This is a genomic window from Bergeyella zoohelcum ATCC 43767, from assembly GCF_000301075.1.
Classification (GTDB): Bacteria; Bacteroidota; Bacteroidia; order Flavobacteriales; family Weeksellaceae; genus Bergeyella; species Bergeyella zoohelcum.
Map to the genome: position 1 here is coordinate 1,753,251 of NZ_JH932293.1, position 23,920 is coordinate 1,777,170.

Here is a 23,920-nt window from a genome sequence, read left to right on the forward strand (position 1 = left end):
AATGCTATGCTTCTATGTACCATGTACAAAGTATAAAGTACAATGATTGTAGAAGTGAATTTGTACCATGTACAAAGTATAAAGTACAATGATTTTGTAGAAGTGAGAAACAATATGAAGCAGGAGAAAAGTAACCTTAAGCAAGGGAAAAGCGACATCAAGCAAGGGAAAAGTAACCTTAAGCAAAGGAAAAGTGACATCAAGCAAGGGAAAAGTAACCTTAAGCAAAGGAAAAGCGACATCAAGCAAGGAAAAAGTAACCTTAAGCAAGGAAAAAGCGACATCAAGCAAGGAAAAAGCGATATTAAACCAAAATTGCCAAAAGATTATACAAAATAAAAAATTAAATAAAAAAATGAAAAAATCAGTATTGAAAATCGTAGCCATAGCGGCTTTGATACTTACCACCACCTCTTGTACCTTTAATATCCATGACGGTATGGAAGGGGGGACAGAAACCGCCAACACCCATGCCAATATCCTTAGCGGTTCGGGAACACTGAAAGGAAATATTACCAGTGACCTCGTCATCAAAAAAGGTGAATATACTTTAGAAGGCGTAGTAAAAGTATATGGTGGAGGGAGGCTTTTTATAGAACCAGGAGCTGTATTTAAAGCTTCGCCTACTATTTCCAGCTCGCTGGTTATTCTCCAAGATGGTAAAATTTATGCCACAGGAACTGCAGATGAGCCCATCGTATTCACCTCAGGAAGAAATACACCAGCAGCAGGAGACTGGGGAGGAATTACCCTCTATGGAAATGCTCCTATTAAGGCACTGAATGGAAATACTACTGCCGTTTCTGAAGACGGAAATAATATTACCTACGGAGGAAATGATGCCAATCATAGTTCGGGAGAACTGAAATTCGTGCGTGTGGAGTATGCCGGAAAGAAAATAGGTGACGGTACTTCTGAAACCAATACTTTTACATTCTACTCCGTAGGAACGGGTACTAAACTAGAAAACCTTGTGGCCTACAAAGGTACTGATGATGGTTTTGAGTTCTTCGGAGGAACAGCAAGTGCTACTAACCTCGTGGCATACGGAAATTATGACGATTCTTTTGATTGGCAAGACGCATGGCAAGGACAGCATAATAAAAATTGGTTTGCTCTACAAACGGTAACAGGAAATTTCGGAATGGAAATAGAAGCCTCTGGAAACATAGATAACACTCCACCCAAAATAGAAAATATTACACTTATCCGTAAAGACAATACCCAGCCTGAAGTTCCTAATTCGCCTGAAATTTCAGCGATACAATTTAAAAAACAAGGCTCGGGAATCTTTAAAAATGTGTACATCAGTGGATATAAAAATACCGGAACTCAAAAGGCTTATGCTGTACTTATCCAAGATAAAACCACAAATGATAACCAAGCTACAAAACAGAAAATTAAAGTAGAACCTACTTTCCATACCAATTCAGACCACCTCTATACTTGGGGATATGCCACGAATGCCAACTGGACAGTAGCTCATCCTTTTACTTTTACCAATGCCAATGTAAACAAAGTAACACTTCCGAAAGGAGCTTGGGCAAGTGTAAATAGTGTGGACTTACTCAGTGCATTAGATTAAATCAACAGTATTTCTCACTAAATACCCATTTATTTTATTCATCTATTTTCTTTAGCGAAACCATTTCCTTCGGGAGATGGTTTCTTTTTTATTCCACCAAAATTCACGATATTTGCCATCTAAAATTTCCGATACTCATCGGAGAGAATAAAAAAAGAAAAATTTCCATTATGAAGATTTCAAATGCGTGGCTGAGAAAGTTTATTTCCACTGAAATTAAAAATGAAAAAGTAGCAGAATACCTTACAGACATTGGTCTAGAAGTAGAAGGTGTAGAAACTTTTGAGAGCATTAAAGGTGCTCTAAAAGGGATAGTGGTAGGTAAAATACTCACCTGCGAAAAACACCCGAACGCAGATAAACTGAAATGTACCACAGTAAATATAGGGAGTGAAGTACTACAAATAGTTTGTGGTGCCCCTAATGTAGCCGCTGGACAAACCGTGCCGGTAGCTACCGTAGGTACAAAAATCTATACTCCAGATGGAAACTTTTTCGAAATCAAAGCAACAAAACTAAGAGGAGAAAAATCTCAAGGAATGATTTGTTCCGAAGTAGAAATAGGAGTAGGAAAAGGAAATGATGGCATTATGGTGCTTCCAGAAGGCTATGAAGCAGGTAAACCGCTTTCTGAATACATTGCTGTGGTGGAAGACCAAGTATATGAAATAGGACTTACACCGAATAGAACCGATGCCATGTCTCACTACGGAGTGGCAAGAGATTTACATGCTTATCTCCAAACCAATGGCATAGCTTCTACCCTACTGAAACCAGACACTCCCAAAGTAGAAGTTCAGAAAGATAATACTTATACTTTGACGATTGAAAATCGTGAAAAATGCCCTCGATATGCTGGTGCATACATAGAAAATATTACGGTAAAAGAGTCTCCACAGTGGCTGAAAAATTATCTTCTCGCCATCGGACTTCAACCGATAAATAATGTAGTAGATGCTACTAATTATATTCTTCATGCTTTTGGCCAACCGATGCATGCCTTCGATGCCAATAAAATTAAAGGTAACGGTATTACAGTAGGAAGTCTTCCAGAAGGAACTTTGTTTGAAACCTTGGATGGTATTGAGAGAAAAGCCAATGGAGAAGAAATCATGATTTTAGATGGTGAGAAAAACTTTTTAGCCTTAGCAGGTGTTTTAGGTGGAAAAAACTCATCCGTATCTTCAGACACCCAATCCATTTTCTTGGAGAGTGCTTATTTTGATGCAGTATCTGTAAGAAAAGCAGCAAAATTTCACGGACTCAATACAGATGCATCTTTCCGATACGAGAGAGGTACTGACCCTACCATTTGTAGAAACGCTCTAATTCACGCTATCCAGCTTATTACAGAAATTACAGGCGGAAACTTAGCAGAAAATATTGTAGAATATTACCCCGAAAAAATTCAGCCTAAAAATATTATTTTTAGATATTCTGTTTTAGATCAAATCTTAGGGATTACCATTCACCGAGAAAAAATAAAAGAAATTTTAAGACTTTTAGACATTGAAATTCTGAATGAAATCCCCAATGGTTTAGAACTTACCGTAGCACCTTATAGGGTAGATGTTACCAGAGAAATAGATGTAATAGAAGAAATTCTTAGAATCTATGGGTACAATAAAATAGATGCCCCTAAAAAAATAGCTTTTACCCCTGTAAAGCTCCACCTTAATGACCGCGATGCGATGGAGAACAAATGGGCTACGCTACTACAAAGTCAAGGTTTTTTTGAGGTAATGAATAATTCCCTTACTACCCTTTCATCTGAAGAAAATGCGGTAAAACTCCTCAATCCGCTTTCAGGAGAACTCGCCTATATGAGACAATCACTTTTGGAAGGATTGCTCCAAAATACTGCGTATAATATTAATAGAAAAAATCCTGATATCAAATTTTTTGAATTCGGAAAAATTTATTTTAAGAAAGAAAAATACGAAGAGAGAAAGCAAATAGCTTTACTTACTTCTGGAAGAGCGGTGCCTGAAAACTGGAAAATGCAGCAGTCAGCAACAGATTTTTTCTATCTGAAAGGGCATATAAAAAACATTCTGCAAAGTACCGGAATCCAATGGACAGAAAAACCAGAAAAAGATGAAAGATTTTCTGATGCTTTGGCACTTTGGACGGGGAATCAAAAGATAGGCATGATAGGGAAAGTAGCTTCTCCTTATGCCAAGAAATACGATGTGGAGCAAGAAGTCTTTTATGCTGAATTAGAAATAGATGCTATAGATGCTCTGAGAAGTAAAGATAATTTTAAATTCCAAGATATCCCAAAATTCAATAGTGTAAGAAGAGATTTAGCCTTATTAGTAGATGCTTCTCTACCTTATTCCGCATTATATGAATCGGCAAAAGATATTCCATCACCATTTATCAAAGACATCAATCTTTTTGATGTGTATGAAGGTAAAAACCTTCCGCAAGGTAAAAAATCATACGCCATGAGTTTTGAAATTCTAAATCCAGAAAAAACGATGGATGAGAAGGAAATCGGTGAAATTATGAATCAACTCATCAAGGTTTTCACTGAAAAGCACAACGCTGAACTAAGAGGATAACGATAAAAATAAATAACCATTAGTAAAGACTAATGGTTATTTGTTTAATTTAACTTCCATAAATACTTGAGTAAAGTATAAAATTTATGCTCTCTATCGGTAACTTCTGCGTCTAATTTTATGAGTGTTTTGGCAAAATCTACAAATCTTTTTCGCTCCTCAAGAGTAGAATCTTCTAAGAAGCAGCGGGCATGAAACTCAAAATGATCTTTCCATGCTTCGGGCTGAAGTGTCTGTATCACTTCTAGTTCATTTTCTATCACGAATTTGAACGCAAAATTTTCTGCTAGATATTCTTGGATTTTTTGCTCCTCACTAGGAGAAAAAACATGATCTACAGAAGAAAGAATCATGAGAAGGTGATAACCAGCAATAGATTTATGAGACTTATTCATAACAATAGTTATTAGATAAAATATTGAAATAGAGTAATTTTATTTCGGTTTTATGATACAAAAAAATCTCAGAACGCTCTGAGATTTTATGTATTCAGAGTAAATTTCTATTTATTTTCGATAGCAAGGATTACAACTTTTTGTCCATCTATCATTTCTGTTTTTAATACATTAAAACCATCCATCACTACCAAAATAGAAGTATCCGTAATTTTTTTACCATTGACCATCACGGGCTGATCAGCAGAAAGTCCATTCTGTATATTGAGTTTTGCTAGAGAAATAGCATCATAAGATACATTTTTTGCAGTATATTTCTGTATTTCCATGCCTTCAAAATTTGTTTTTGATACAGCATTTAACTTAGCTTTAGATGCTTTCAGATGATTGATGAATTGACTAGAAGATAAGTGTCCATTCAGTAAAGCCAAATTTGAAGATTGAGCAAATGCAAATGTTCCGAATGTTAATCCCAATAATAATGCAATTTTTTTCATGAGTTCTGTATTAGATAGTCAAATATACTATTTTTTTTGAAATAATAATCATTTTTATAAAAAAAACACATTACCACAATAGCAATTGTTCGGTATAAATTTCCCTATAATCATGGATGATTTTATTAGCGGTAGAATAATCTTGTTGGCTGGTATGTGGACTGGTAAAAGCTACTACAAAGATTCCTGCTGCATTAGCGGCTTTTATGCCATTGGTAGAATCTTCTATTACCATACAGTTTTCCCTGTCTTCTCCAGCTATTTGTGCAGCTATTTCAAAAATTTCAGGATGAGGTTTAGATTCCTTTAAGTCCGCACCGGATATTTTTCCCACAAAATATTTTTCTAAACCAAATTTCTCAAATACCCAATTAATGGTATTGATGTGTGCCGAAGAGGCTAAGACCAATTTTAGCCCTGCGTTATAATAATGCTCTATAAGTGCTCTTACCCCTGGAATGAGATCAAAATCAGGGTCATGATCAAAATAATGTTTGAAATAGTTTCTTTTTATAGAAGCCAAATCTTCCCATGAGTGATGAAGCCCAAAATGCTCTATCAATCGAGTACAAACCTTCTGAGTAGAAGCTCCCGTAAAAGTAGCATACATCTCTTCGGAAACATGGAGGTTCATCTCTTCAAACATTTTAAAATAGGCTTTCCTGTGGAGTGGCTCAGTATCCACTATCACGCCATCCATATCAAACAATATTGCTTTGAATTTCATTGAGGTAAAATTTTTGCGAAGATACTGAAAAAAGGGAAATTTTATTTTGAAAAAAGCCCAAATGATTTCAATGAATCATATTAACATGATCAGAAAATCACTTACTTTTGAAGTCTCTGATGGTATTGGTTATTTTTTTGGGATAAAAAATATGTTTTTATTTTGTATAAGTACATTTTATGAAAAATAAGGTATAAAATTTGTCTCATGAATATCCCATGAAAAAAACTAAATTAGCCTCATGATTTTTTAGGTGATATGAATTTTGATAGAATCAAAGAAAAATTAGAAATCCTTGCTGACGCTGCTAAATACGATGTCTCTTGCTCATCAAGTGGTGGAAAACGCAAAAATGAAGGAGGCGTAGGTAATAGCTCCGCTTCGGGCATTTGTCATACCTATACTGAGGATGGCAGATGTGTCTCTTTGCTCAAAATTTTACTGACTAACCACTGTATCTATGACTGTGCATACTGCGTTTCTAGGCGGAGTAATGATATCAAAAGAGCTGCTTTTACCGTAGATGAAGTGGTGGATCTCACCATGAGCTTTTACCGCAGAAATTATATAGAAGGGCTTTTTCTTAGTTCGGGGATTTTTAAAAATCCTGATTATACCATGGAAAGACTGGTACTAATCGCTAAAAAATTACGCCAAGAGCAAAAATTTTTCGGTTATATACATCTTAAAACTATTCCCGGAGCAAGTGATGAACTCATCCAAGAAGCAGGACGCTATGCTGATAGACTTTCCATTAACCTTGAAATTCCATCGGCTGAAGGACTGAAACTTTTGGCACCAGAGAAATCACATGAGGACATGATAAAACCTATTTCTTTCATATCCAATAAATTACAACAAACAAAGGACGAAATAAAAATTATTAAATCTACTCCTAAGTTTGCCCCTGCAGGACAATCTACCCAGCTCATTGTGGGAGCAAGTAATGATACAGACCTGAAAATCATAAAGGTTGCAGATTATTTCTATAATAAACACACCATGAAGAGAGTATATTACTCTGGTTATGTACCTATTACTACCGATGCCAGACTACCTTCTATTCATACACCGGTGCCTGCATTGCGTGAGCATAGGCTGTATCAAGCAGATTGGCTGATGCGGTTTTATGGATTCGATGCCGATGAAATTTTAGATGTTTCTCACCCGTTTTTAGATTTGGAGCTTGACCCGAAAGTAGCATGGGCAGTTCGGAATAGTCATCTTTTTCCAGTAAATATCCAATCGGCTTCTAAAGAAATGCTCCTCAGAGTTCCAGGTTTGGGCATAAAAACGGTAATGAAAATATTAAAAGCAAGAAAGTTTCAGACTGTGAGATTAGAACATTTAAAAAAAATGGGAGCGGCTACCAATCGTGCCAAATATTTTATTGATTTGGAAGAGACACGCAGCTTTACTAGGTCACTTGATAGCCATCATCTCAGAAATTTACTTATAAAAGGTTCTCAATCAAAATATAAAACTGTACAACTCACCATTCCTAATTTGTTTTCAGATGACACAGCTGGTCTATGACGGAAGTTTTGAAGGATTGCTTACAGCACTTTTTGAAGCGGTAGAATATCGTTTTGATGCTCCTAAAATCATTGAAAATCACCACTATCAAGAAGAATTATTTTCTAAGGTACATCAAGTCATTACTCAGGAAAATAAAGCCCAACGGATACTCACTTTTTTTGAAAAAAAATTATCTAAATCTGGAATGTCAAAGCTCATTAAGCTGTATTTGTACGAAGATTCTAGAAAAAATCAGTTGTTTTTAGAGCTTCTCAATAAGTGTATTCATACCGAAAGTAAAGCAATTTTTAATGATATTGTGGATAACACCATACTGGAAATCTTACAAATAGAAAAAAAAGTTATCCGAGAAAGCCATAGAATGAAAGCCTTTGTTCGTTTTCAGCAAATGGAAAATGGTTATTATTTTGCAGAAATAGAGCCTGATTTCGATGTACTTCCTTTAATTAAACATTTTTTTGTCAAAAGGTATGCAGATCAGCCATGGATGATTTTAGATGTCAAACGCCAATATGCGATGAATTACAATACAAAAGAAGTAATATTCCTGTACTTTACACCAGAACAACTATCGGTAATGGCAGAGCTTAAAAACCAATTGCATACCTCTGAAAAAGCATACCAACGGCTTTGGAAAAGCTATTTTGAAAAAACCAACATCCAAGAACGAAAGAATACCAAGCTCCATTTACAGCATCTTCCCAAACGATATTGGAAATATCTTACGGAGAAAAATTAAGGCACATTTTACCTATCATTTTTTGTTCCATGAGTAAAGACAGTACTTATTACATCCTTTTTATGGGTACTTTCTAAGCTTTATTTTCTAAGAATTCTCTAATATATACCCTCTCTGAAATATAGGAAAATCCAAATAATCTCAGTAAATTTGCTTTTTTAATTACCCTATGAACCACAATCAAAGCATTGATATCAAAAAACAACTTTTTGTAAAAAACGCTCATCTCAATAATCTTAAAAATATAGATGTACTGATTCCTAAAAATAAATTAGTGGTCATTACTGGGGTTTCGGGGTCAGGAAAATCTTCCTTGGCTTTTGATACCATTTATGCAGAAGGGCAACGCAGGTATGTGGAAAGTCTCAGTTCTTATGCAAGACAATTTTTGGGTAAATTAGAAAAACCGAAAATAGATGATATCAAAGGTTTAGCACCATCTATTGCCATTCAGCAGAAAGTAATTTCTTCTAATCCTCGTTCCACAGTAGGCACTACCACAGAGATTTATGATTATCTGAAACTGCTCTTCGCAAGGATAGGACGAACTTTTTCCCCTATCTCAGGGCAGGAAGTGAAAAAAAATTCCGTAACAGATGTGGTGGACTATTTAAGAAAAAATACGGAAAGGAGTTTCCTGATTTTGGCACCCCTTTCCATGGTGATAGATGAATGGAAAACTACGCTCAATACTTTAAAAGTTTCAGGCTTTACACGGTTAGAAATTAGTGGAAACATTGCACAAATACAGGATTTAGAAGACTTTGGATTTGAACCTACAGCGGAGATGGTTTTTCGTCTCGTGATAGACCGTTTTCAATATGAAGAAGATGAGCAGTTTGAGCAGCGTCTGGCAGACAGCATACAGATGGCTTTTTATGAGGGGCATGGGGCGTGTATATTAAGAGACACTGAAACCAATGAAGAAATCCATTTTTCTAATAAATTTGAGCAAGACGGTATCACATTTCTAGAACCTACAATCCATTTTTTCAGTTTTAATAATCCTTATGGTGCTTGTCCTACCTGTGAAGGATACGGAAAAATCATTGGCATCGATGAAGATTTGGTCATTCCGAACAAGGGACTTACCCTCTTTGAAGATGCTGTAGCCCCATGGAAAGGAGAAACAATGCGTGAATGGAAGAAAGAATTCATCCGTACCAATAAAGATTTTCCTATTCATAGGCCCTATTTTGAACTTACCAAGGAACAGAAAGTACTATTATGGAAAGGGAAAGATAAAAAATCTGCATCTATTCAGAATTTTTTTACAATGCTGGAGGAAAATCTATACAAAATTCAGTACAGAATATTACTTTCCAGATATAGAGGAAAAACCAAATGCCCAGACTGTGAAGGGCTTAGGCTAAGAAAAGAGACCGAAAATGTAAAAATAGATGGTCATACCATGCAGAGCATGATAGAGCTACCACTCAATGAGTTGCTCCCTCTGATTCAGAATCTTAAGTTGGAGGAACATGAAGAAAAAATTGCCAAAAGATTGCTTTATGAAATCACCTCACGCTTAGAGTTTTTGCTGAAAGTAGGGTTAGGATATCTTACGCTTAACCGTGCCAGTAATACGCTTTCTGGAGGAGAAAGCCAGCGGATTAATCTTGCTACCAGCCTTGGAAGTTCACTGGTAGGTTCTATCTATATTTTGGATGAACCCAGCATAGGACTTCATTCTCGGGATACCGAAAATCTGATACAAGTGCTTAAAAATCTTAGAGATTTAGGCAATACGGTTATCGTAGTGGAACATGATGAAGATGTGATGAGAGCTGCAGATTACATCATAGACATTGGTCCCGAAGCAGGTTTTTTAGGAGGCGAACTGGTTTTTGCGGGAGATTTTGAACAACTCCGTAATGCGGATACCCTCACCTCTAAATATCTTACAGGAAGACTACAGATAGAAGTACCCAAGGTAAGGCGTAAACCTAGTGCTTTTATAGAAATCAGGGGAGCGAGACATAATAACCTGAAGAATATTTCCGTAGATGTTCCTTTGGAATGCCTTACGGTGATTACGGGCGTATCGGGTTCTGGAAAATCTACACTGATGAAGGAAATATTGGTGAATGAAATCCGAATTCAGCTGGGAATGGCAGGGCAAAAAACAGATTATGATAGCGTTACCTTTCCAAAAAAAATCATTCAAAACATAGAGCTAATAGACCAAAACCCCATAGGAAAATCCTCTCGTTCTAACCCTGTTACTTATCTCAAAGCCTATGACGATATCCGAGACATTTTTTCCAAACAGAAATTGGCAAAATCCATGGGGCTTAAACCTAAACATTTTTCATTTAATGTAGATGGAGGGAGATGTGATGTGTGCAAAGGAGAAGGAGTAACTACCGTTTCTATGCAGTTTATGGCAGATATAGAGCTTATCTGTGAAGCATGTAACGGAACAAGGTTTCAAAAGGAAATATTAGATGTAAAATACGATGATAAAAGCATTTCTGATATTCTTCAGATGACGGTAGATGAAGCCATTACTTTTTTTAGTCATAATAAAGAAGATAAAATAGTAGCTAAGCTCCTGCCTTTACAAGATGTAGGACTGGGATATTTACAGTTGGGACAAAGTTCTTCTACGCTTTCTGGGGGTGAAGCACAAAGGGTGAAGCTGGCTTCATTTTTGGTGAAAGGAAATTCTGCAGAAAAAACGCTTTTTGTTTTTGACGAACCATCTACGGGATTGCATTTTCATGACATTCAGAAGTTGATAAAATCATTACAAGCATTGATTCAGCTTGGGCATTCTGTGATTGTTATTGAACATCAGCCGGATATTATTAAATGTGCCGATTGGATTATAGACATTGGTCCTGAAGCGGGAAAATATGGTGGCGAAATTGTTTTCTGTGGCACTCCCGAAGATTTGATAAAAAATAAAAATTCTAGAACAGCAAAATTTATAGAGGAAAAAATAAAAGGCTATTAGCGGTAAGCGGATGACCGATTAACCAATGGCTTATAGCTTTTAGCAATTCACCTTTAAAAACTTTCTCTCTCGTACTTTGCCAAAGTTTCTAAGACTTTGGTAAAGTGCTTTATGAATCTTTGACCTCGTAGAGGTCAGATGTTTATAGCATGGAATATTATTTTATATCACATATGGCCCCTTATCGGGGTCGCATAACAAAAATGGTTATTACCATATACATTTAACTCCGATGGAGTCAGTACACGCAGTAGGATGAGGGCGACTGGTTTTTAGCGAATAGTTTTCTAACTTCCAAATTCTAATTTCCAACTTCTAAAATCATAGTACATCATACTCTGTACATTATACAACTTCTAATTTCTAATTTCCCACCTCTAAAATCATTGTACATCATACTTTGTACATTGTACAACTTCTAATTTCTAATTTCTCACTTCTAAAAACATATAATACATCTCTAAATAATCGCTATCTTTGTTGGGTAACTATAAAAAAGTAAAAGTATGAAGTTTGGAATTATAAGAGAAGGAAAAAAACCACCAGATAAAAGAGTGGTTTTTACCCCTGAAGTATTGGAACAATTTCGTCAAAATTATCCCCAAGCCTCTTTTAAAGTAGAAGCGTCTCCTATTCGTATTTTCAAAGATGAAGAGTATATCGCCAGAGGATTTGAGGTGAGTGATGACTTACAAGACTGTGATATACTACTCGGAGTAAAAGAAGTTCCTATCGAAAATTTAATTCCGAATAAAACTTACCTTTTCTTTTCCCATACCATTAAAGAACAGCCTTACAATAAAAAATTACTTCAGGCATGTTTAGAAAAAAATATTCGCCTAATAGATCATGAAACATTGGTAGATGAAAAGGGTACCCGGTTAATAGGATTTGGGAGATATGCGGGGATTGTAGGGGCTTATAATGGTTTTATTACCTATGGTGTGAAACATCAGCTCTACAGCATGCCTAAAGCAGAACATCTCTACTCTCAAAAAGATTTGATAGAGGAACTAAAAAAACTCAATCTCCCACCTATCAAAGTAGTGCTTACAGGATTTGGAAAAGTGGGCTATGGTGCAAAGGAAATGCTTGATGGTATGAATATGAAACAGATTTCTAAAGAAGATTTCCTTAATAATGAGTATGAAGAGCCTGTATATACCCATATAGATTTGGCAGACTATTACCGAAGAAAGGATGGTAAGCCAAGTGATAATAATGATTTTATATCACATCCAGACGCTTACGAATCTGATTTTGAAAAATTCACAAAAGTGGCAGATATATTTATCGCAGGGCATTTTTATAAGACAGGTTCTCCGTATATTTTAACACAAGAGATGCTAAAAAAAGAGGATAATAATATCTCTGTCATTGCAGATATTTCTTGTGACATAGATGGCCCTATTGCCTCTACCCTACAGCCCTCTACCATTGCAGATCCTATATATGGCTATTCTCCGAAGGAGCATAAAGTAATAAAAGTAACTGCTGATCATTCATCTATTGCAGTGATGGCAGTGGATAATTTGCCTTGTGAATTACCAAGAGATGCTAGTCAAGGTTTTGCCGAAATGTTTTTAAAGGAAGTAATACCCGCATTTTTTGATGGAGATAAAAGTGGAATTTTACAAAGAGGTACCATCTGTGAAAATGGTCAGCTCACCCCACAGTTTGAATACCTTACCGACTATGTTACTCAATAATTAAGAAAAATGAAAAACAGAATTACAGCATTATTTAATGTCCATTATCCTATTATCCAAGGTGGAATGATTTGGCATTCAGGATGGAGATTAGCATCAGCGGTCTCTAATGCGGGTGGCTTAGGACTCATTGGAGCAGGAAGCATGTATCCTGATATTCTCAGAGAAAATATCCAAAAATGTAAAGCAGCTACAGATAAGCCGTTCGGCGTGAATATCCCCATGCTCTACCCTAATTTAGAAGAAATTATTCAAATTATTTTGGAAGAACAAGTAAAGATCGTTTTTACCTCTGCGGGAAATCCTAAAACTTATACTGAAATGTTCCAGAAAGAAGGACTTAAAGTAGCCCATGTAGTTTCTTCTACTAAATTTGCTATGAAATGTGAAGAAGCAGGAGTAGATGCCATTGTGGCGGAAGGTTTTGAAGCAGGAGGACACAATGGGAGAGATGAAACCACGACAATGGTACTCATTCCCAATGTGAAAAAGCATATCTCTACGCCACTCATTGCCGCAGGAGGAATAGGATTCGGGGCTCAGATGAAAGCTGCAATGGTACTGGGTGCAGATGGCGTACAAATCGGTTCTAGATTTGCTGCTACCGAAGAAGCAAGTGCCTCCCCCGTATGGAAAGAAAAAATCACTATGCTAAATGAAGGAGATACTCAGCTGACTTTAAAAGAATTAGCTCCGGTGAGAATGGTGAAAAATCAACTTTTTCATGATTTAGAATCTGTTTATACCGAAGGGAAAAATATAGAAAAACTCAAAGAAATTTTAGGCAGAGCCAAAGCTAAGAGAGGAATGTTCGAAGGAGATTTGGAATATGGGGAATTAGAAATAGGACAAGTTTCTGCTATGATAGATAAAGTGATGACTGTTCAAGAGGTCTTTGATGAAATTATTAGAGATTTCAACGCCATTCAAGATATAAAATTGTAAAAAAACATCTAACTGTAGTAAATGCAAACAGACAAAATTATTCGCCACATCGTTCATTGGCTGAAAGATTACGCCCAGAACTCTAATGTGAATGGCTATGTGATAGGAATTTCAGGCGGGGTAGATTCTGGGGTGGTTTCTACGCTTTGTGCCATGACGGGACTGAAAGTATTAGCTTTAGAAATGCCCATCAGACAAGAAGTTCAGCAGAAAAATAGAGCATTAGAGCATATTCGGTTTTTAGAAGAAAAATTTCCCAATGTACAAGGCATATCAGTAGATTTGAACGAACCGTTTGAAAGTTTAGTTCGTGTTTTGGATACGGCAGAATATCCCAATCAATCATTGGCACTGGCAAATACACGAAGTAGACTTCGGATGACTACGCTGTATTATTATGGGCAAATCCATGGGCTTTTGGTATGTGGCACGGGGAATAAAGTGGAAGATTTCGGCATAGGATTTTTTACCAAATATGGAGATGGCGGCGTGGATGTTTCCCCTATTGCAGACCTTTACAAAACAGAGGTGTATGCACTAGCAAAGGCTTTAGAACTTCCTTCATCTATCCAAAATGCCATTCCTACCGATGGACTTTGGGATGGCGAAAGAACGGATGAAGACCAAATAGGAGCCACTTATCCCGAACTGGAAGAAATTCAAAAAGCATGGGGAACGAAAACGGAAAAAGACTATACAGGAAGAGCATTGGAGGTCTATAAAATTTTCTCCCGAATGCACAAAGCGGCTCAGCATAAAATTAACCCTATCCCCATCTGTGAGATACCAGAGGAATGGAAATAGATGCTTTAGAGCGTATGGTTAATACCGTCTTTTAATCTTTCAAAACCTAATCATTATGAAAAAAAATGGACTGTTCATTATTCTTTTGATACTCGTATCATGGATGGTGTTACAAAATTTCGTACCCGATACTACACTACAAAGAGGAATCAATTCATCATCTAAAGCAAAGGATATTAGAGCACTGACCGATGAAAAAGTGATCATTCCTTATATTAAAAAAGAAGGTAAACTTCCCCACTATTATCTCACCAAGGAAGAAGCTAAAAGATTAGGATGGAATCCTGCTAAAGGCAATATTTGTGAGGCAATTCCTAATAGAGCCATTGGCGGAAATAGGTTTTATAACCGTGAAAGAAAACTTCCGAAAGAAAAAATATACTATGAAGCAGATGTGAATGTTACCTGTGGCTACAGAAAACAAGACCGTGTTATTTATACAAAATCAGGTGAGGTATGGCTCACAAAAAATCATTATAAAACTTTTATAAAACAATAAATTACTCCAATGAAAACCGTTCAAATTGATTTTTCAGAAATAGGCTCAGAAGAAGATTTTTATTCTGCTTTAAAAAAAGAAGTTTCTCTTCCCGAGTATTTTGGTGATAATCTAGATGCACTTTGGGATGTTCTTACTGCACACATAGAACTACCGATGAGGATGGAACTCATAGAACTCAGTGTAGATCAATTGGAAATTTTTGAAGATCTCATAAACACTTTAGAACAAGCCGATGAAGAAACCGAAGGTTTTGAGTTCAGATATTATTTAGAGCAGTATGAGTAATGAGACTCATTCTGCTTTTTTTATCGATGCTATCATTTTCTTCATTCCTACAGAAGCAATCTCTGAAAAATGAATGGCATATTTGTGTGTCATATAATTTTCATCGGGATTGATGCTAAACACTTTTGCATGTTCTGGCACGAAATGAATAAGTCCAGCAGCTGGATATACCTGCAATGAGGTGCCTATTACTAAGAAATAATCTGCTTGTGCTGCCCATTCCATGGCTATTTCCATCATAGGAACTTCCTCACCAAACCATACGATGTGCGGCCTTAGCTGTACTCCTCTTTCATCTACATCTCCTAATAGTAAATCTTTCTTCCAAGGAATCACTGGAGAATAGGTGTCTATGGGTCTCACTTTTCTCAATTCACCATGCAAATGGAGTACTTGGGTAGAGCCCGCCCTTTCGTGGAGGTCATCTACATTTTGGGTAATAATCTTTACATCAAAATCCTCTTCTAATGTTACCAGAAGATGATGTGCCTCATTGGGAGCTACTGAAAAAAGCTGTGCTCTTCTCTGATTATAAAAATCTAAAACTAAGGCGGGATTTTTATTAAATCCCTCTATAGATGCCACTTCTTCTATAGAATGATTTTCCCAAAGTCCATTGGCATCTCTGAAGGTAGAAATACCACTCTCCGCAGATATTCCCGCACCTGAAAGTACTACAAATGTTTTTTTATCTTTCATCATGCTAAGATAAGGATTATTCTGTATAGTAACTATGGCTAAAAGTTTGGCAAGCCTTATTTTTACTAAAATAAAAGACTAACTTTTTCTTGTTTTTCTTTGTATAATGAATTAAAAATAAATACATTTGCAAAAAAACAAAGCGTACATGTCATGGAGATATGAAAGAGAAAGTAATTCTCTAGCTGAATCTTTTTCTACGGTAAAAGTCCCTCAAAACGCTGGCTTTTGGAGGAAGTTTTTTGCTTTTTTCGGTCCTGGTCTCATGATTTCTGTGGGATATATGGACCCCGGAAATTGGGCAACAGATATAGAGGGGGGAGCTAAATTTGGCTATACTCTTCTTTTCGTTATTTTGCTTTCTAATTTTTTTGCTATCATTCTTCAGCATCTATCTGTAAAATTAGGTATTGCTACGGAAAGAGATTTAGCACAAGCGTGTAGAGGGCATTATTCTAAACCTGTTAATTTCGTTCTATGGCTTTTTTGCGAAATAGCCATTGCAGCTATGGATTTAGCCGAAGTCATCGGTACGGCCATTGCACTAAATTTACTTTTCGGTGTACCCCTTACTTATGGTGTCATCATTACCATTATAGATGTATTTATCATCCTAATGCTTCAAAAGAGAGGCTTCCGATGGTTGGAAGTTTTTATCGCATCATTAGTCTTTTTAGTATTGGCTTGTTTTGCGTATGAAGTATTGATTGCTCAGCCTAATGTTCAGGATTTACTCAGTGGATTTATTCCTAAAAAAGAAATTATTGAAAACCCTCAGATGCTTTTCATTGCTGTAGGTATTTTGGGTGCTACGGTGATGCCTCATAACCTATATTTACATAGTAGTATAGTCCAAACCAGAGCGTACCAAAGAACTGAAAAAGGGAAAAAGGAAGCAATAAAATTCGCGTCATTAGATAGTACATTATCTTTATTATTGGCATTTTTTATTAATGCTGCGATACTTATTCTGGCTGCGGCTACTTTCCACGGCACCCCCTATTCAGACATTGCAGATATAGGAGATGCCCATCAGATGCTAGAACCGCTATTAGGAACTTCATTAGCTGGGATAGCTTTTGCGGTAGCACTTTTAGCATCGGGACAAAACTCCACGCTTACAGGTACACTGGCAGGACAAATAGTGATGGAAGGTTTTCTTAATTTGAAAATCAAACCATGGCTCAGAAGAATGATTACAAGACTTATTGCTGTTATTCCTGCATTTTTTGTTACCCTATTTGCTGGGGAAAAAGGAACTGCAGAACTATTAATTTGGTCTCAAGTAATACTCTCTTTACAGTTGCCGTTCGCTGTTTTCCCGTTGATACAATTTACCAATGACTCCTCCAAAATGGGAAGTTTTGCCAATGCCTTTTGGCTTAAAATAATGGTTTGGATCATAGGGCTTATCATTCTTTTCTTAAATGTTTATTTAGTTTTCCACTTTTTCACTGCGGAATAAAAATTGTTACCTACTTGGATGAAAAATACCCCTTCAACGCCTCTATATATTCCTCAAAGGCTTCTAAGCCTTGGGTGGTAAGAGTGAGTTCCGTATTTGGATAATTATCTTTAAATGATTTGGTTACGCTGATGTATCCCGCTTTTTCCAGTTTAGCTATCTGTACACTGATATTGCCCGAACTAGCTTGAGTAACTTCTTTTATCCGATTGAAATCTGCTTTTTCTTCCGAAACCAAAAGCGACATGATCGACAATCGTAACTGCGAATGCAAAAGAGGATTTAAATTTTTAAACATCACTTGATTTATACGGTTTTTATTTCTTTGTTTTCTTCGTCAATGATAATTGCTTGTGAATTGGTTATCGGACACAAATCTATTTTTTTTCCAAATTCTGAAATGATGGTTTCTACTGCTTCTACAAATGGAAAATTGGTGTAATGAGGTACAGGGTAAAAATCAATAACATCTAAGCCTACAAAAGATTGTAATTCGGGGGCTTTTGCTACATCGTCCATTAGGGTAACATATTCAATATTAGATGAAAGCACCATAGAACCCGCCGATTCTCCTATATAGGTTTTTCCTTTCTTAATTTCCTCGATAATGATGGTATCTGCACCCGATTTTTTCAACTCTTGAAGAAGAAAAAATGTATTCCCTCCAGAAATATAAATGAAATCGTTTTGCTGAATTTTTTCTTTAATTTCAGAATATTTTGCGGTGGAAATTTCCAACTCATCAATGATAAATCCCATTTTTTCAAAGGTCTTTTTTGCAGTATCTACATAAAAGGTAACCTCTTCCACTAAACTTGCTGTAGCGATAAAAGTGATTGTTTTTCCTTTATTTTCGGCTCCTGCAAATGTTTCGAAAATAGAAGCTACCTCACTAAAAGAGGAACATAGAAATATATTTTTCATTGTTTTTGTTTTTTATTCACCGTAGGGACGAGACACATCTCGTCCGCTTGTAATTTCATTATAATCAATGTGTTAAAAATATCCGTTCCTTACGAGAAGATTCGTTTTTTATAATCCGAATGCAACTGAATTCCTGGAATTAAAAACAACAAGGCTGCCAAAACCACGGTCATCAAAATGGTGTAATATCCATAATTGATAAACAAAGTACTGTAAACCAATATAAAAGAGATAAGCGAGGTACCTATCCAAAGTCGGTTTTTCAGCTGTAATGCCGTTGCCAGAGAAGCCATTGCAAAAGGTAGGTATATCAGTACAATAATCCACTTGGAAGATTGTGTAAATCCGCCCACCATTGCACCTATTCCCGCTACGAGCCAAAGCCAGCCCATCCAGTCGATGCTTTTGCCTTGTTTTTCGGCTTTTATGCCTTCTCGCATTTTGGCAATAAAGGTAAAAATAAATCCCAAAGGCATCAAAATAAGCCACACGAGTCCCGATTTATTGAAATGAAAATCAAATTGATACATCAGGAAATGTATAGTTCCTGCTAACATAATGAGTACGCCCCAAAAGATAAAGAAAAATCCGTTTTGTTCGTACTTTTGTTTGCGTTGATTGATAACCTCTTGAATGATTTTTAGGCTATCATTAGGTTGTAATTGTTCCATTTTTATTGAGTTTTAAATAGGTTACAAATATAATTTAATTTAATTTATTTTATAAATCAAAACCGCACCATCGTTCCAAAATAGAAAATCCGTTTTTGGAGGTGGTTGTAATGTAAATTTGTGTAATTCGAATTGTAATACACCGAAGCAGAATTATTGAAATTCAGTAAGTTATTAACTGAAACAAAACCAATCACAGCAGTTTTTCCAATGAAGAAAAGTCGGTTTGCTGAAAAATCCAAGCGTTTATAATGAGGCATTTCAGCGGAATACCAATCGCCGAAAATCGGTTGAAAATCATTGGCTTGTGGATTAAAAACTGCCGACTGCACAGGAGTAAAACGATTTCCCGGACGCGTGGCAAAAACCAACGAAGCCGTAAACCATTTCGGATTTTTGTAAATTAGTTGCGACTTGATAAAATATTTTAAGTTTAAAGGCGTGTTATATTTTTGATTTCCAATAGCATACTTCTGATTTAGAAAAGTATTCGATATTGAAAAAGAAAATTGATGATTCAATTTAAAATCCACAGAAGCCTCACTTCCAAAGGTTTGTGTTTTATCAAATTGCTCGTAATGATTGGTTACAATATCGCCTTTATCTGCTTTGAAATATACTGATGTAGAAATGTTAAATTTCTCATTTTCAAAAGAATAATCCAAAGCAATTTGATGACTGCTCAGCGTATTGAAATTGCGAATAATATAATTTGGTGTAGTATAGCTGTGGTATTTTCCTGCACTGAAAATCAACCGATGCTCGTTATTTGGCGTGTAATTGGCTGAAAATTGGTAACTTGTAAAACTTTCGGTGTTTTTGTGAAGAAAAATATTTTTCCGCAAAGCCGATGAAAAATTCCACTGATTATTAGGTGAATAATTGGCATACACATAAGGTTCTACATAAAAAAAGTCAGTTGTTTTTTGATTGGTAAAAGTCGGACTTTCAGGCTTTAAACTGAAATAAAATTGCGGTAAAACTTCATTGTAATGATAGCGAAATACCGAAGCATCTACACCGTATTGCATACTAAATGCTCTCGAAAACTGAGTTTTAAAGCTCAAACCATTGAAAAACTGAATATTTTTCACTTTGGAATCAATGTTTCCAAATTTGAATTCCGAGTGGGAAAAATCTACCATCGAAGCCCAACGAATTTTCGTTTTCTGCGTAAAATAATCCAAATTATTCACTGAAAAAAAGCGTTTTTTGAAGGCTTCAACATCGCCTAAAAAATTCAAAGAACGATTCAAAACCGAATATTTTTCATCAATAAAATAATTAAATGTATTGAAAGACAGGGTTTTATTGATTTTTAGATGTGTGTTTGCTCCCAAATCGAAAGTGGAAAAATGGTGCAGTTGGTCTAAACTTTTTCTGTTCAACCCGATAATAGCATCACTAAACTGATAATTGGTGTAAATTTGCGTAAAATTGTTTTTACCGAGTTTCTGATTTCGCATCAGTCCAATATTGGAAAGAGCCAAAGAAAGTTGTGTAAATTCGCTAATAGGCTGGGTTTTAGTTTCTATTTCCACCAATCCTGCACTTGAATTACCGAAATTCAAAGGTGGATTACTCGAATAAACATATTGTTTATCAATAAGTTCAGTATTGAAAAGTGAAAAATTTCCCAAGCCATCATTCCGACTGAAACGCACGGGATTTAACACAGGAGAACCGTTGAGATAAACCCTTGACCTATAGGGACTTCCGCCTCTAAGCGAAGGGTTAGCACTCTCATCTGTATTAGTGGAAGCAGGAAGTGTGGTAATGGCTTTGAGCGGGTCGGCGTTGGCAGCAGGATTGAAATAAATATCCAACGAATTGAGTTTTTTTACCGCAAATTTTTCGGAAATCGGGTCTTTTTTCACGATGATAACCTCTTCCAATTGATTGATTTGGAGGCTGTCTTGTTGGGCTTGTACAAAACTGAAAATAAGTAAATTAAATATAAAGAGTAGTGTTTTCATAAAGTTATAAATAATATCTGTTTAAGTTTTATTTTTCAGGAAATTCTGATTGGAATTTTTTCTGCAACTCGTCAGCTTTTTCTTTCTGATTTTCAGAAGAGTACCATTTCAAAAGACTTTGATAGGCTTCCCTTTTTCCCCAAGTAGGTAAATGTTCGGAATTTTGGTTCGGTTCAGGGAGTGAAATGGCTTTTAAAAGTGAAGTTTCTGCCTTTTTGCCACCGCCGTATTGCTTGGGAATATTGGTGTCATAATTGCCTTCCACATAGTACAAACGCGGATTTTCTTTTTCCAAACGAAAGCCTTTTTGCAGATTTTCACGAATTTTGGCATCAATCTGCATCGCTTCCATCTGATTTTTCATAAAAACAAACGATAAACTCAAATTATTGGCTAATAGGGCATATTCTTCGGCGTTTTTATTTTTCTTATCTTGCAGAATATCAATGCTTTTTTGATTGTATTCACTCGCTTTTTCTTTGTTATCTGTTTTCAAATAGAAAATGGTTTGATAAAAATTCAAATAAGATTTCCAATACAAATTCCATTGGCTATTTTCCTTATTTTCAGAAAGCTGTTTTTCCAAATTTTCTAACGGAAGTCCATTTTTGGTCGTAAAAGCCTCGCCTAAAGCGGTTTCTATTTGTTGTTGAATGCCATTGAGCGAAGACTGATTTTCTATTGTCTGAATTTCAGATTGTTGTGTACTTTGAGCTTGTGTATTGATTGCAAGAAATGAGCAAACCACAGCAAAAACGATGTTTCTAAAATTTCTATTCATTGTATTTATTGTTTATAAATTAGTTTATTTTGTAAAGTAAAATTGTAAAAAAATATTATTTTTCCTCTTTCTCCATCAACTCTTTGATTTTGCGTTCTTCCCAATTTTTTCCAAAGAAAATATTAGGGGCAAATACTTTAAAAGCGTGCGAAACCAGCCCAATACCCCAGCCGAAAATCACCCACAAACACCATAAATGATTGGGATTTTGATAGAGATTCAGTCCGACAAGGAAGGCATTGACTACGACATAAGTCGCCAAATGATGGTAGAATTTTTTGAGTTTCTTTACTCGTTTTTCTGCTTTTCTGTAAGCGTTTGGTTCTGTTGTGTTCATTTTTTTATATTTATATTATTGATTATCTGATTTTTGATTTAGTTTATTTTACAAACTAAGTTTTCAAAAAAAATATTTCTTTCTCTTTGATGACGCAAAGATAAATAAGTTTATTTTATAAACCAAATATTTTTTAAAAAAATCAGACAATTTATATCATCATCTGATTTTTAGTTTTTTTATTGAAACAATAAATGTGTTGATATTGAATATTTTATAAAAAAAAATATCTCTTAAAATAAGGCAGCTCCTACGAAAACACCCACACTGCCGTGGTATTTTTTTGCGGGACCATACCAATCCAAATTGGTTCCTAGTCCGAAATTAATATCCTTATAAATAACGCCTAATCTCGCCATTATATAACTTCTGGCGTGGTGTTCAAAATCGGTAGTCTGCACATAAACCCCTTGTAAACGACTGTAATAACGCCAGTTGTCATTGATTTTAGGTCGGTATTCTACCAATGAGAAAGTTTCAAAAGTTCCGTTTTTGGTCAAATCTATACGAGGATTCACTACAAATAACAAATCGGGCTTGGCATAGGAATAGATAATCCCCGCCGAAGGACGAAATCCGCCTGGAGGAGTTGCTTGAAATCCTGCAATCACATCCACTCCTTTTACCACTTGATAAGACACATTGGCCTGAATCATATAGTCTTTGATGTTTTTATTATCCCATTCCCCGAGTATATTGGTTACTCCAAATAAACCTAATTTGGGTACGCTTTGTAGCTTTTTGATAGTGGTCATCTGAAAGGCAACACCTCTGTTGCTCACCAAAAATTCCGTAGATACAGGTGGGTTTTTAACAGGTTTAGGTTGCTCTTGTGCGGAAATGCTAGACACTGAAAATAAAATTGATAAAAATATGGCTTTTTTAATGCTACTTTTTAAATTCATAGTGTTTATATTTGACGATGTTAATGTTTTTTTTATTACAGATAATAAATTCTATCTATTTTATAGTATAGTTTTTATCTTTGATAATTTTACACAACAAAGATAAAGAAGTACAAATGAATACCTATTGATGTATGGTAAGAAATAGATTTTTATCATTACATTTGAGTATTTCCTAGCATCGGTACAAAAGAGTATAGTCCAAAGTCTTCCTTTTCTATTTCAGTATCTGATTTTTTAGTAAAACGATAGAGAATTTGTTCGTTTCCTTTCCCTAATGGGATGACCATTATTCCCCCTACCTTCAGTTGTTTTAACAATTCTACAGGCAAAATAGAAGCTCCACAAGTAACCAATATTTTATCAAAAGGAGCATAAGCTGGAAGTCCTAAAAAACCATCTCCAAAAAATTGAAATTCAGGGGATAGATTCATAATAGACAGTATTTTTTTGGAAAAATTATAGAGCTCTTTTTGTCTCTCTATAGTATACACTTTTAGCCCCATATGAATCAAAACGGCTGTTTGGTATCCACATCCTGTGCCTATTTCTAATATTTTCTCCCCTTTCTGGGCACAGAGTAATTCACTTTGTTCTGCTACGGTAGAAGGATGAGAGATAGTTTGTCCAGAGGCAATAGGAAATGCCCTGTCTTCGTATGCGAATTGAGAAAAAATACTTTCCAAAAAAAAATGCCTTGGGACAGCATTCATGGCACTAAGCACCAATTCATCTTTGATGCCTATTTTTTCTTCCAAATAAGCCACCAGCTGCTTTCTTCTGCCTTTGTCTAAGTAAGAATCCTCCATAGGACAAAAATAATAAAAACTATACTTTTAACCAACCGATATTTCCTTTTTTTATAGCCTATAATTATATTTTTTTTACATAAAAGCACTTTTTTCCTTT

At 35.7% G+C, this 23,920-nt stretch carries 24 protein-coding genes; 12 read left to right on the top strand and 12 right to left on the bottom strand.

The annotated features are described in order from the left end of the window. Positions 1 to 42 precede the first annotated feature (42 nt). The 3 genes from HMPREF9699_RS08080 to pheT all read left to right on the top strand — a co-directional run bounded on the left by HMPREF9699_RS08080 (position 43) and on the right by pheT (position 4,152). A complete protein-coding gene (locus HMPREF9699_RS08080) occupies positions 43 to 339 on the top strand; it encodes a hypothetical protein (RefSeq protein WP_002663962.1) in 297 nt (98 codons plus the stop codon). Between the two features lie 16 nt (positions 340 to 355). Further along, positions 356 to 1,585 carry a hypothetical protein gene (locus HMPREF9699_RS08085; RefSeq protein ID WP_002663963.1) on the top strand — a complete coding sequence of 410 codons (1,230 nt, stop codon included), beginning with the start codon at positions 356 to 358 and terminating at the stop codon, positions 1,583 to 1,585. A 170-nt stretch (positions 1,586 to 1,755) separates the two neighbouring features. Beyond that, positions 1,756 to 4,152: a phenylalanine--tRNA ligase subunit beta gene (gene pheT, locus HMPREF9699_RS08090; protein WP_002663966.1), complete on the top strand. Its 2,397-nt coding sequence runs from the start codon at positions 1,756 to 1,758 to the stop codon at positions 4,150 to 4,152. Positions 4,153 to 4,196: 44 nt separating this feature from the next. On the opposite strand, the gene HMPREF9699_RS08095 is transcribed toward pheT, so the two are convergent. The 3 genes from HMPREF9699_RS08095 to HMPREF9699_RS08105 all read right to left on the bottom strand — a co-directional run bounded on the left by HMPREF9699_RS08095 (position 4,197) and on the right by HMPREF9699_RS08105 (position 5,771). Next, positions 4,197 to 4,547, bottom strand: coding sequence for a TerB family tellurite resistance protein (locus HMPREF9699_RS08095; RefSeq protein WP_002663968.1), 351 nt, complete (start codon positions 4,545 to 4,547; stop codon positions 4,197 to 4,199). A 107-nt stretch (positions 4,548 to 4,654) separates the two neighbouring features. Then, complete coding sequence (locus tag HMPREF9699_RS08100; protein WP_002663973.1) at positions 4,655 to 5,044, bottom strand: hypothetical protein; 390 nt, start codon at positions 5,042 to 5,044, stop codon at positions 4,655 to 4,657. 70 nt (positions 5,045 to 5,114) lie between these two features. After that, positions 5,115 to 5,771, bottom strand: a complete 657-nt coding sequence (locus HMPREF9699_RS08105) for an HAD family hydrolase (RefSeq protein ID WP_002663974.1) — start codon at positions 5,769 to 5,771, stop codon at positions 5,115 to 5,117. A gap of 258 nt (positions 5,772 to 6,029) precedes the next feature. Here HMPREF9699_RS08105 and HMPREF9699_RS08110 point away from each other — a divergent pair, with 258 nt between their 5' ends. The 8 genes from HMPREF9699_RS08110 to HMPREF9699_RS08145 all read left to right on the top strand — a co-directional run bounded on the left by HMPREF9699_RS08110 (position 6,030) and on the right by HMPREF9699_RS08145 (position 15,253). Further along, a complete protein-coding gene (locus HMPREF9699_RS08110; protein ID WP_002663976.1) occupies positions 6,030 to 7,307 on the top strand; it encodes a putative DNA modification/repair radical SAM protein in 1,278 nt (425 codons plus the stop codon). Next, positions 7,288 to 8,049, top strand: a complete 762-nt coding sequence (locus HMPREF9699_RS08115; RefSeq protein WP_002663977.1) for a TIGR03915 family putative DNA repair protein — start codon at positions 7,288 to 7,290, stop codon at positions 8,047 to 8,049. Before HMPREF9699_RS08110 ends, HMPREF9699_RS08115 begins: the two co-directional genes overlap by 20 nt. A 169-nt stretch (positions 8,050 to 8,218) precedes the next feature. Beyond that, entirely contained in the window at positions 8,219 to 11,008 is a 2,790-nt protein-coding gene (gene uvrA / locus HMPREF9699_RS08120) for an excinuclease ABC subunit UvrA (RefSeq protein ID WP_002663979.1), read from the top strand. A 506-nt stretch (positions 11,009 to 11,514) separates the two neighbouring features. Continuing rightward, positions 11,515 to 12,717: an NAD(P)-dependent oxidoreductase gene (locus HMPREF9699_RS08125; RefSeq protein WP_002663981.1), complete on the top strand. Its 1,203-nt coding sequence runs from the start codon at positions 11,515 to 11,517 to the stop codon at positions 12,715 to 12,717. A gap of 9 nt (positions 12,718 to 12,726) precedes the next feature. After that, the gene (locus tag HMPREF9699_RS08130) at positions 12,727 to 13,662 is read left to right on the top strand and encodes an NAD(P)H-dependent flavin oxidoreductase (RefSeq protein ID WP_002663983.1); all 936 of its coding nucleotides are present in this window, start codon (positions 12,727 to 12,729) and stop codon (positions 13,660 to 13,662) included. A 21-nt stretch (positions 13,663 to 13,683) separates the two neighbouring features. After that, positions 13,684 to 14,466 (top strand): NAD(+) synthase, encoded by a 783-nt coding sequence (gene nadE, locus HMPREF9699_RS08135; RefSeq protein WP_002663984.1) that lies wholly within the window; start codon positions 13,684 to 13,686, stop codon positions 14,464 to 14,466. A gap of 55 nt (positions 14,467 to 14,521) precedes the next feature. Continuing rightward, positions 14,522 to 14,965 carry a ribonuclease domain-containing protein gene (locus HMPREF9699_RS08140; protein WP_002663985.1) on the top strand — a complete coding sequence of 148 codons (444 nt, stop codon included), beginning with the start codon at positions 14,522 to 14,524 and terminating at the stop codon, positions 14,963 to 14,965. 9 nt (positions 14,966 to 14,974) lie between these two features. After that, entirely contained in the window at positions 14,975 to 15,253 is a 279-nt protein-coding gene (locus HMPREF9699_RS08145; RefSeq protein WP_002663989.1) for a barstar family protein, read from the top strand. 6 nt (positions 15,254 to 15,259) lie between these two features. Here HMPREF9699_RS08145 and HMPREF9699_RS08150 read toward each other — a convergent pair whose 3' ends face one another. Next, positions 15,260 to 15,955 carry an SIR2 family NAD-dependent protein deacylase gene (locus HMPREF9699_RS08150; RefSeq protein ID WP_002663991.1) on the bottom strand — a complete coding sequence of 232 codons (696 nt, stop codon included), beginning with the start codon at positions 15,953 to 15,955 and terminating at the stop codon, positions 15,260 to 15,262. Positions 15,956 to 16,100: 145 nt separating this feature from the next. On the opposite strand from HMPREF9699_RS08150, the gene HMPREF9699_RS08155 reads away from it, so the two are divergent. Continuing rightward, a complete protein-coding gene (locus HMPREF9699_RS08155; RefSeq protein WP_002663992.1) occupies positions 16,101 to 17,417 on the top strand; it encodes an Nramp family divalent metal transporter in 1,317 nt (438 codons plus the stop codon). Positions 17,418 to 17,427: 10 nt separating this feature from the next. Here the strand turns inward: HMPREF9699_RS08155 and HMPREF9699_RS08160 are convergent, their stop codons facing one another. From HMPREF9699_RS08160 to HMPREF9699_RS08195, 8 genes are all read right to left on the bottom strand, one after another. Continuing rightward, positions 17,428 to 17,715 carry a winged helix-turn-helix domain-containing protein gene (locus HMPREF9699_RS08160; protein WP_002663994.1) on the bottom strand — a complete coding sequence of 96 codons (288 nt, stop codon included), beginning with the start codon at positions 17,713 to 17,715 and terminating at the stop codon, positions 17,428 to 17,430. A gap of 8 nt (positions 17,716 to 17,723) precedes the next feature. After that, entirely contained in the window at positions 17,724 to 18,341 is a 618-nt protein-coding gene (locus HMPREF9699_RS08165) for a Type 1 glutamine amidotransferase-like domain-containing protein (RefSeq protein WP_002663995.1), read from the bottom strand. A gap of 89 nt (positions 18,342 to 18,430) precedes the next feature. After that, positions 18,431 to 19,012: a hypothetical protein gene (locus HMPREF9699_RS08170; protein WP_002663996.1), complete on the bottom strand. Its 582-nt coding sequence runs from the start codon at positions 19,010 to 19,012 to the stop codon at positions 18,431 to 18,433. Positions 19,013 to 19,068: 56 nt separating this feature from the next. Further along, positions 19,069 to 20,988: a TonB-dependent receptor plug domain-containing protein gene (locus HMPREF9699_RS08175; RefSeq protein WP_002663997.1), complete on the bottom strand. Its 1,920-nt coding sequence runs from the start codon at positions 20,986 to 20,988 to the stop codon at positions 19,069 to 19,071. 28 nt (positions 20,989 to 21,016) lie between these two features. Continuing rightward, complete coding sequence (locus HMPREF9699_RS08180; protein WP_002663999.1) at positions 21,017 to 21,769, bottom strand: hypothetical protein; 753 nt, start codon at positions 21,767 to 21,769, stop codon at positions 21,017 to 21,019. A 55-nt stretch (positions 21,770 to 21,824) separates the two neighbouring features. Further along, the gene (locus tag HMPREF9699_RS08185) at positions 21,825 to 22,106 is read right to left on the bottom strand and encodes a 2TM domain-containing protein (RefSeq protein ID WP_002664000.1); all 282 of its coding nucleotides are present in this window, start codon (positions 22,104 to 22,106) and stop codon (positions 21,825 to 21,827) included. Positions 22,107 to 22,339: 233 nt separating this feature from the next. Further along, positions 22,340 to 23,011, bottom strand: coding sequence for a hypothetical protein (locus HMPREF9699_RS08190; RefSeq protein ID WP_002664002.1), 672 nt, complete (start codon positions 23,009 to 23,011; stop codon positions 22,340 to 22,342). 158 nt (positions 23,012 to 23,169) lie between these two features. Further along, the gene (locus tag HMPREF9699_RS08195) at positions 23,170 to 23,820 is read right to left on the bottom strand and encodes a protein-L-isoaspartate(D-aspartate) O-methyltransferase (protein WP_002664004.1); all 651 of its coding nucleotides are present in this window, start codon (positions 23,818 to 23,820) and stop codon (positions 23,170 to 23,172) included. Between the last annotated feature and the right edge of the window lie 100 nt (positions 23,821 to 23,920).

Coding starts and splice junctions, on each gene's coding strand:
- HMPREF9699_RS08080 (WP_002663962.1), top strand. CDS start 43: ATGATTGTAGAAGTGAATTTGTACCATGTACAAAGTATAAAGTACAAT.
- HMPREF9699_RS08085 (WP_002663963.1), top strand. CDS start 356: ATGAAAAAATCAGTATTGAAAATCGTAGCCATAGCGGCTTTGATACTT.
- pheT (WP_002663966.1), top strand. CDS start 1,756: ATGAAGATTTCAAATGCGTGGCTGAGAAAGTTTATTTCCACTGAAATT.
- HMPREF9699_RS08095 (WP_002663968.1), bottom strand. CDS start 4,547: ATGAATAAGTCTCATAAATCTATTGCTGGTTATCACCTTCTCATGATT.
- HMPREF9699_RS08100 (WP_002663973.1), bottom strand. CDS start 5,044: ATGAAAAAAATTGCATTATTATTGGGATTAACATTCGGAACATTTGCA.
- HMPREF9699_RS08105 (WP_002663974.1), bottom strand. CDS start 5,771: ATGAAATTCAAAGCAATATTGTTTGATATGGATGGCGTGATAGTGGAT.
- HMPREF9699_RS08110 (WP_002663976.1), top strand. CDS start 6,030: ATGAATTTTGATAGAATCAAAGAAAAATTAGAAATCCTTGCTGACGCT.
- HMPREF9699_RS08115 (WP_002663977.1), top strand. CDS start 7,288: ATGACACAGCTGGTCTATGACGGAAGTTTTGAAGGATTGCTTACAGCA.
- uvrA (WP_002663979.1), top strand. CDS start 8,219: ATGAACCACAATCAAAGCATTGATATCAAAAAACAACTTTTTGTAAAA.
- HMPREF9699_RS08125 (WP_002663981.1), top strand. CDS start 11,515: ATGAAGTTTGGAATTATAAGAGAAGGAAAAAAACCACCAGATAAAAGA.
- HMPREF9699_RS08130 (WP_002663983.1), top strand. CDS start 12,727: ATGAAAAACAGAATTACAGCATTATTTAATGTCCATTATCCTATTATC.
- nadE (WP_002663984.1), top strand. CDS start 13,684: ATGCAAACAGACAAAATTATTCGCCACATCGTTCATTGGCTGAAAGAT.
- HMPREF9699_RS08140 (WP_002663985.1), top strand. CDS start 14,522: ATGAAAAAAAATGGACTGTTCATTATTCTTTTGATACTCGTATCATGG.
- HMPREF9699_RS08145 (WP_002663989.1), top strand. CDS start 14,975: ATGAAAACCGTTCAAATTGATTTTTCAGAAATAGGCTCAGAAGAAGAT.
- HMPREF9699_RS08150 (WP_002663991.1), bottom strand. CDS start 15,955: ATGATGAAAGATAAAAAAACATTTGTAGTACTTTCAGGTGCGGGAATA.
- HMPREF9699_RS08155 (WP_002663992.1), top strand. CDS start 16,101: ATGTCATGGAGATATGAAAGAGAAAGTAATTCTCTAGCTGAATCTTTT.
- HMPREF9699_RS08160 (WP_002663994.1), bottom strand. CDS start 17,715: ATGTTTAAAAATTTAAATCCTCTTTTGCATTCGCAGTTACGATTGTCG.
- HMPREF9699_RS08165 (WP_002663995.1), bottom strand. CDS start 18,341: ATGAAAAATATATTTCTATGTTCCTCTTTTAGTGAGGTAGCTTCTATT.
- HMPREF9699_RS08170 (WP_002663996.1), bottom strand. CDS start 19,012: ATGGAACAATTACAACCTAATGATAGCCTAAAAATCATTCAAGAGGTT.
- HMPREF9699_RS08175 (WP_002663997.1), bottom strand. CDS start 20,988: ATGAAAACACTACTCTTTATATTTAATTTACTTATTTTCAGTTTTGTA.
- HMPREF9699_RS08180 (WP_002663999.1), bottom strand. CDS start 21,769: ATGAATAGAAATTTTAGAAACATCGTTTTTGCTGTGGTTTGCTCATTT.
- HMPREF9699_RS08185 (WP_002664000.1), bottom strand. CDS start 22,106: ATGAACACAACAGAACCAAACGCTTACAGAAAAGCAGAAAAACGAGTA.
- HMPREF9699_RS08190 (WP_002664002.1), bottom strand. CDS start 23,011: ATGAATTTAAAAAGTAGCATTAAAAAAGCCATATTTTTATCAATTTTA.
- HMPREF9699_RS08195 (WP_002664004.1), bottom strand. CDS start 23,820: ATGGAGGATTCTTACTTAGACAAAGGCAGAAGAAAGCAGCTGGTGGCT.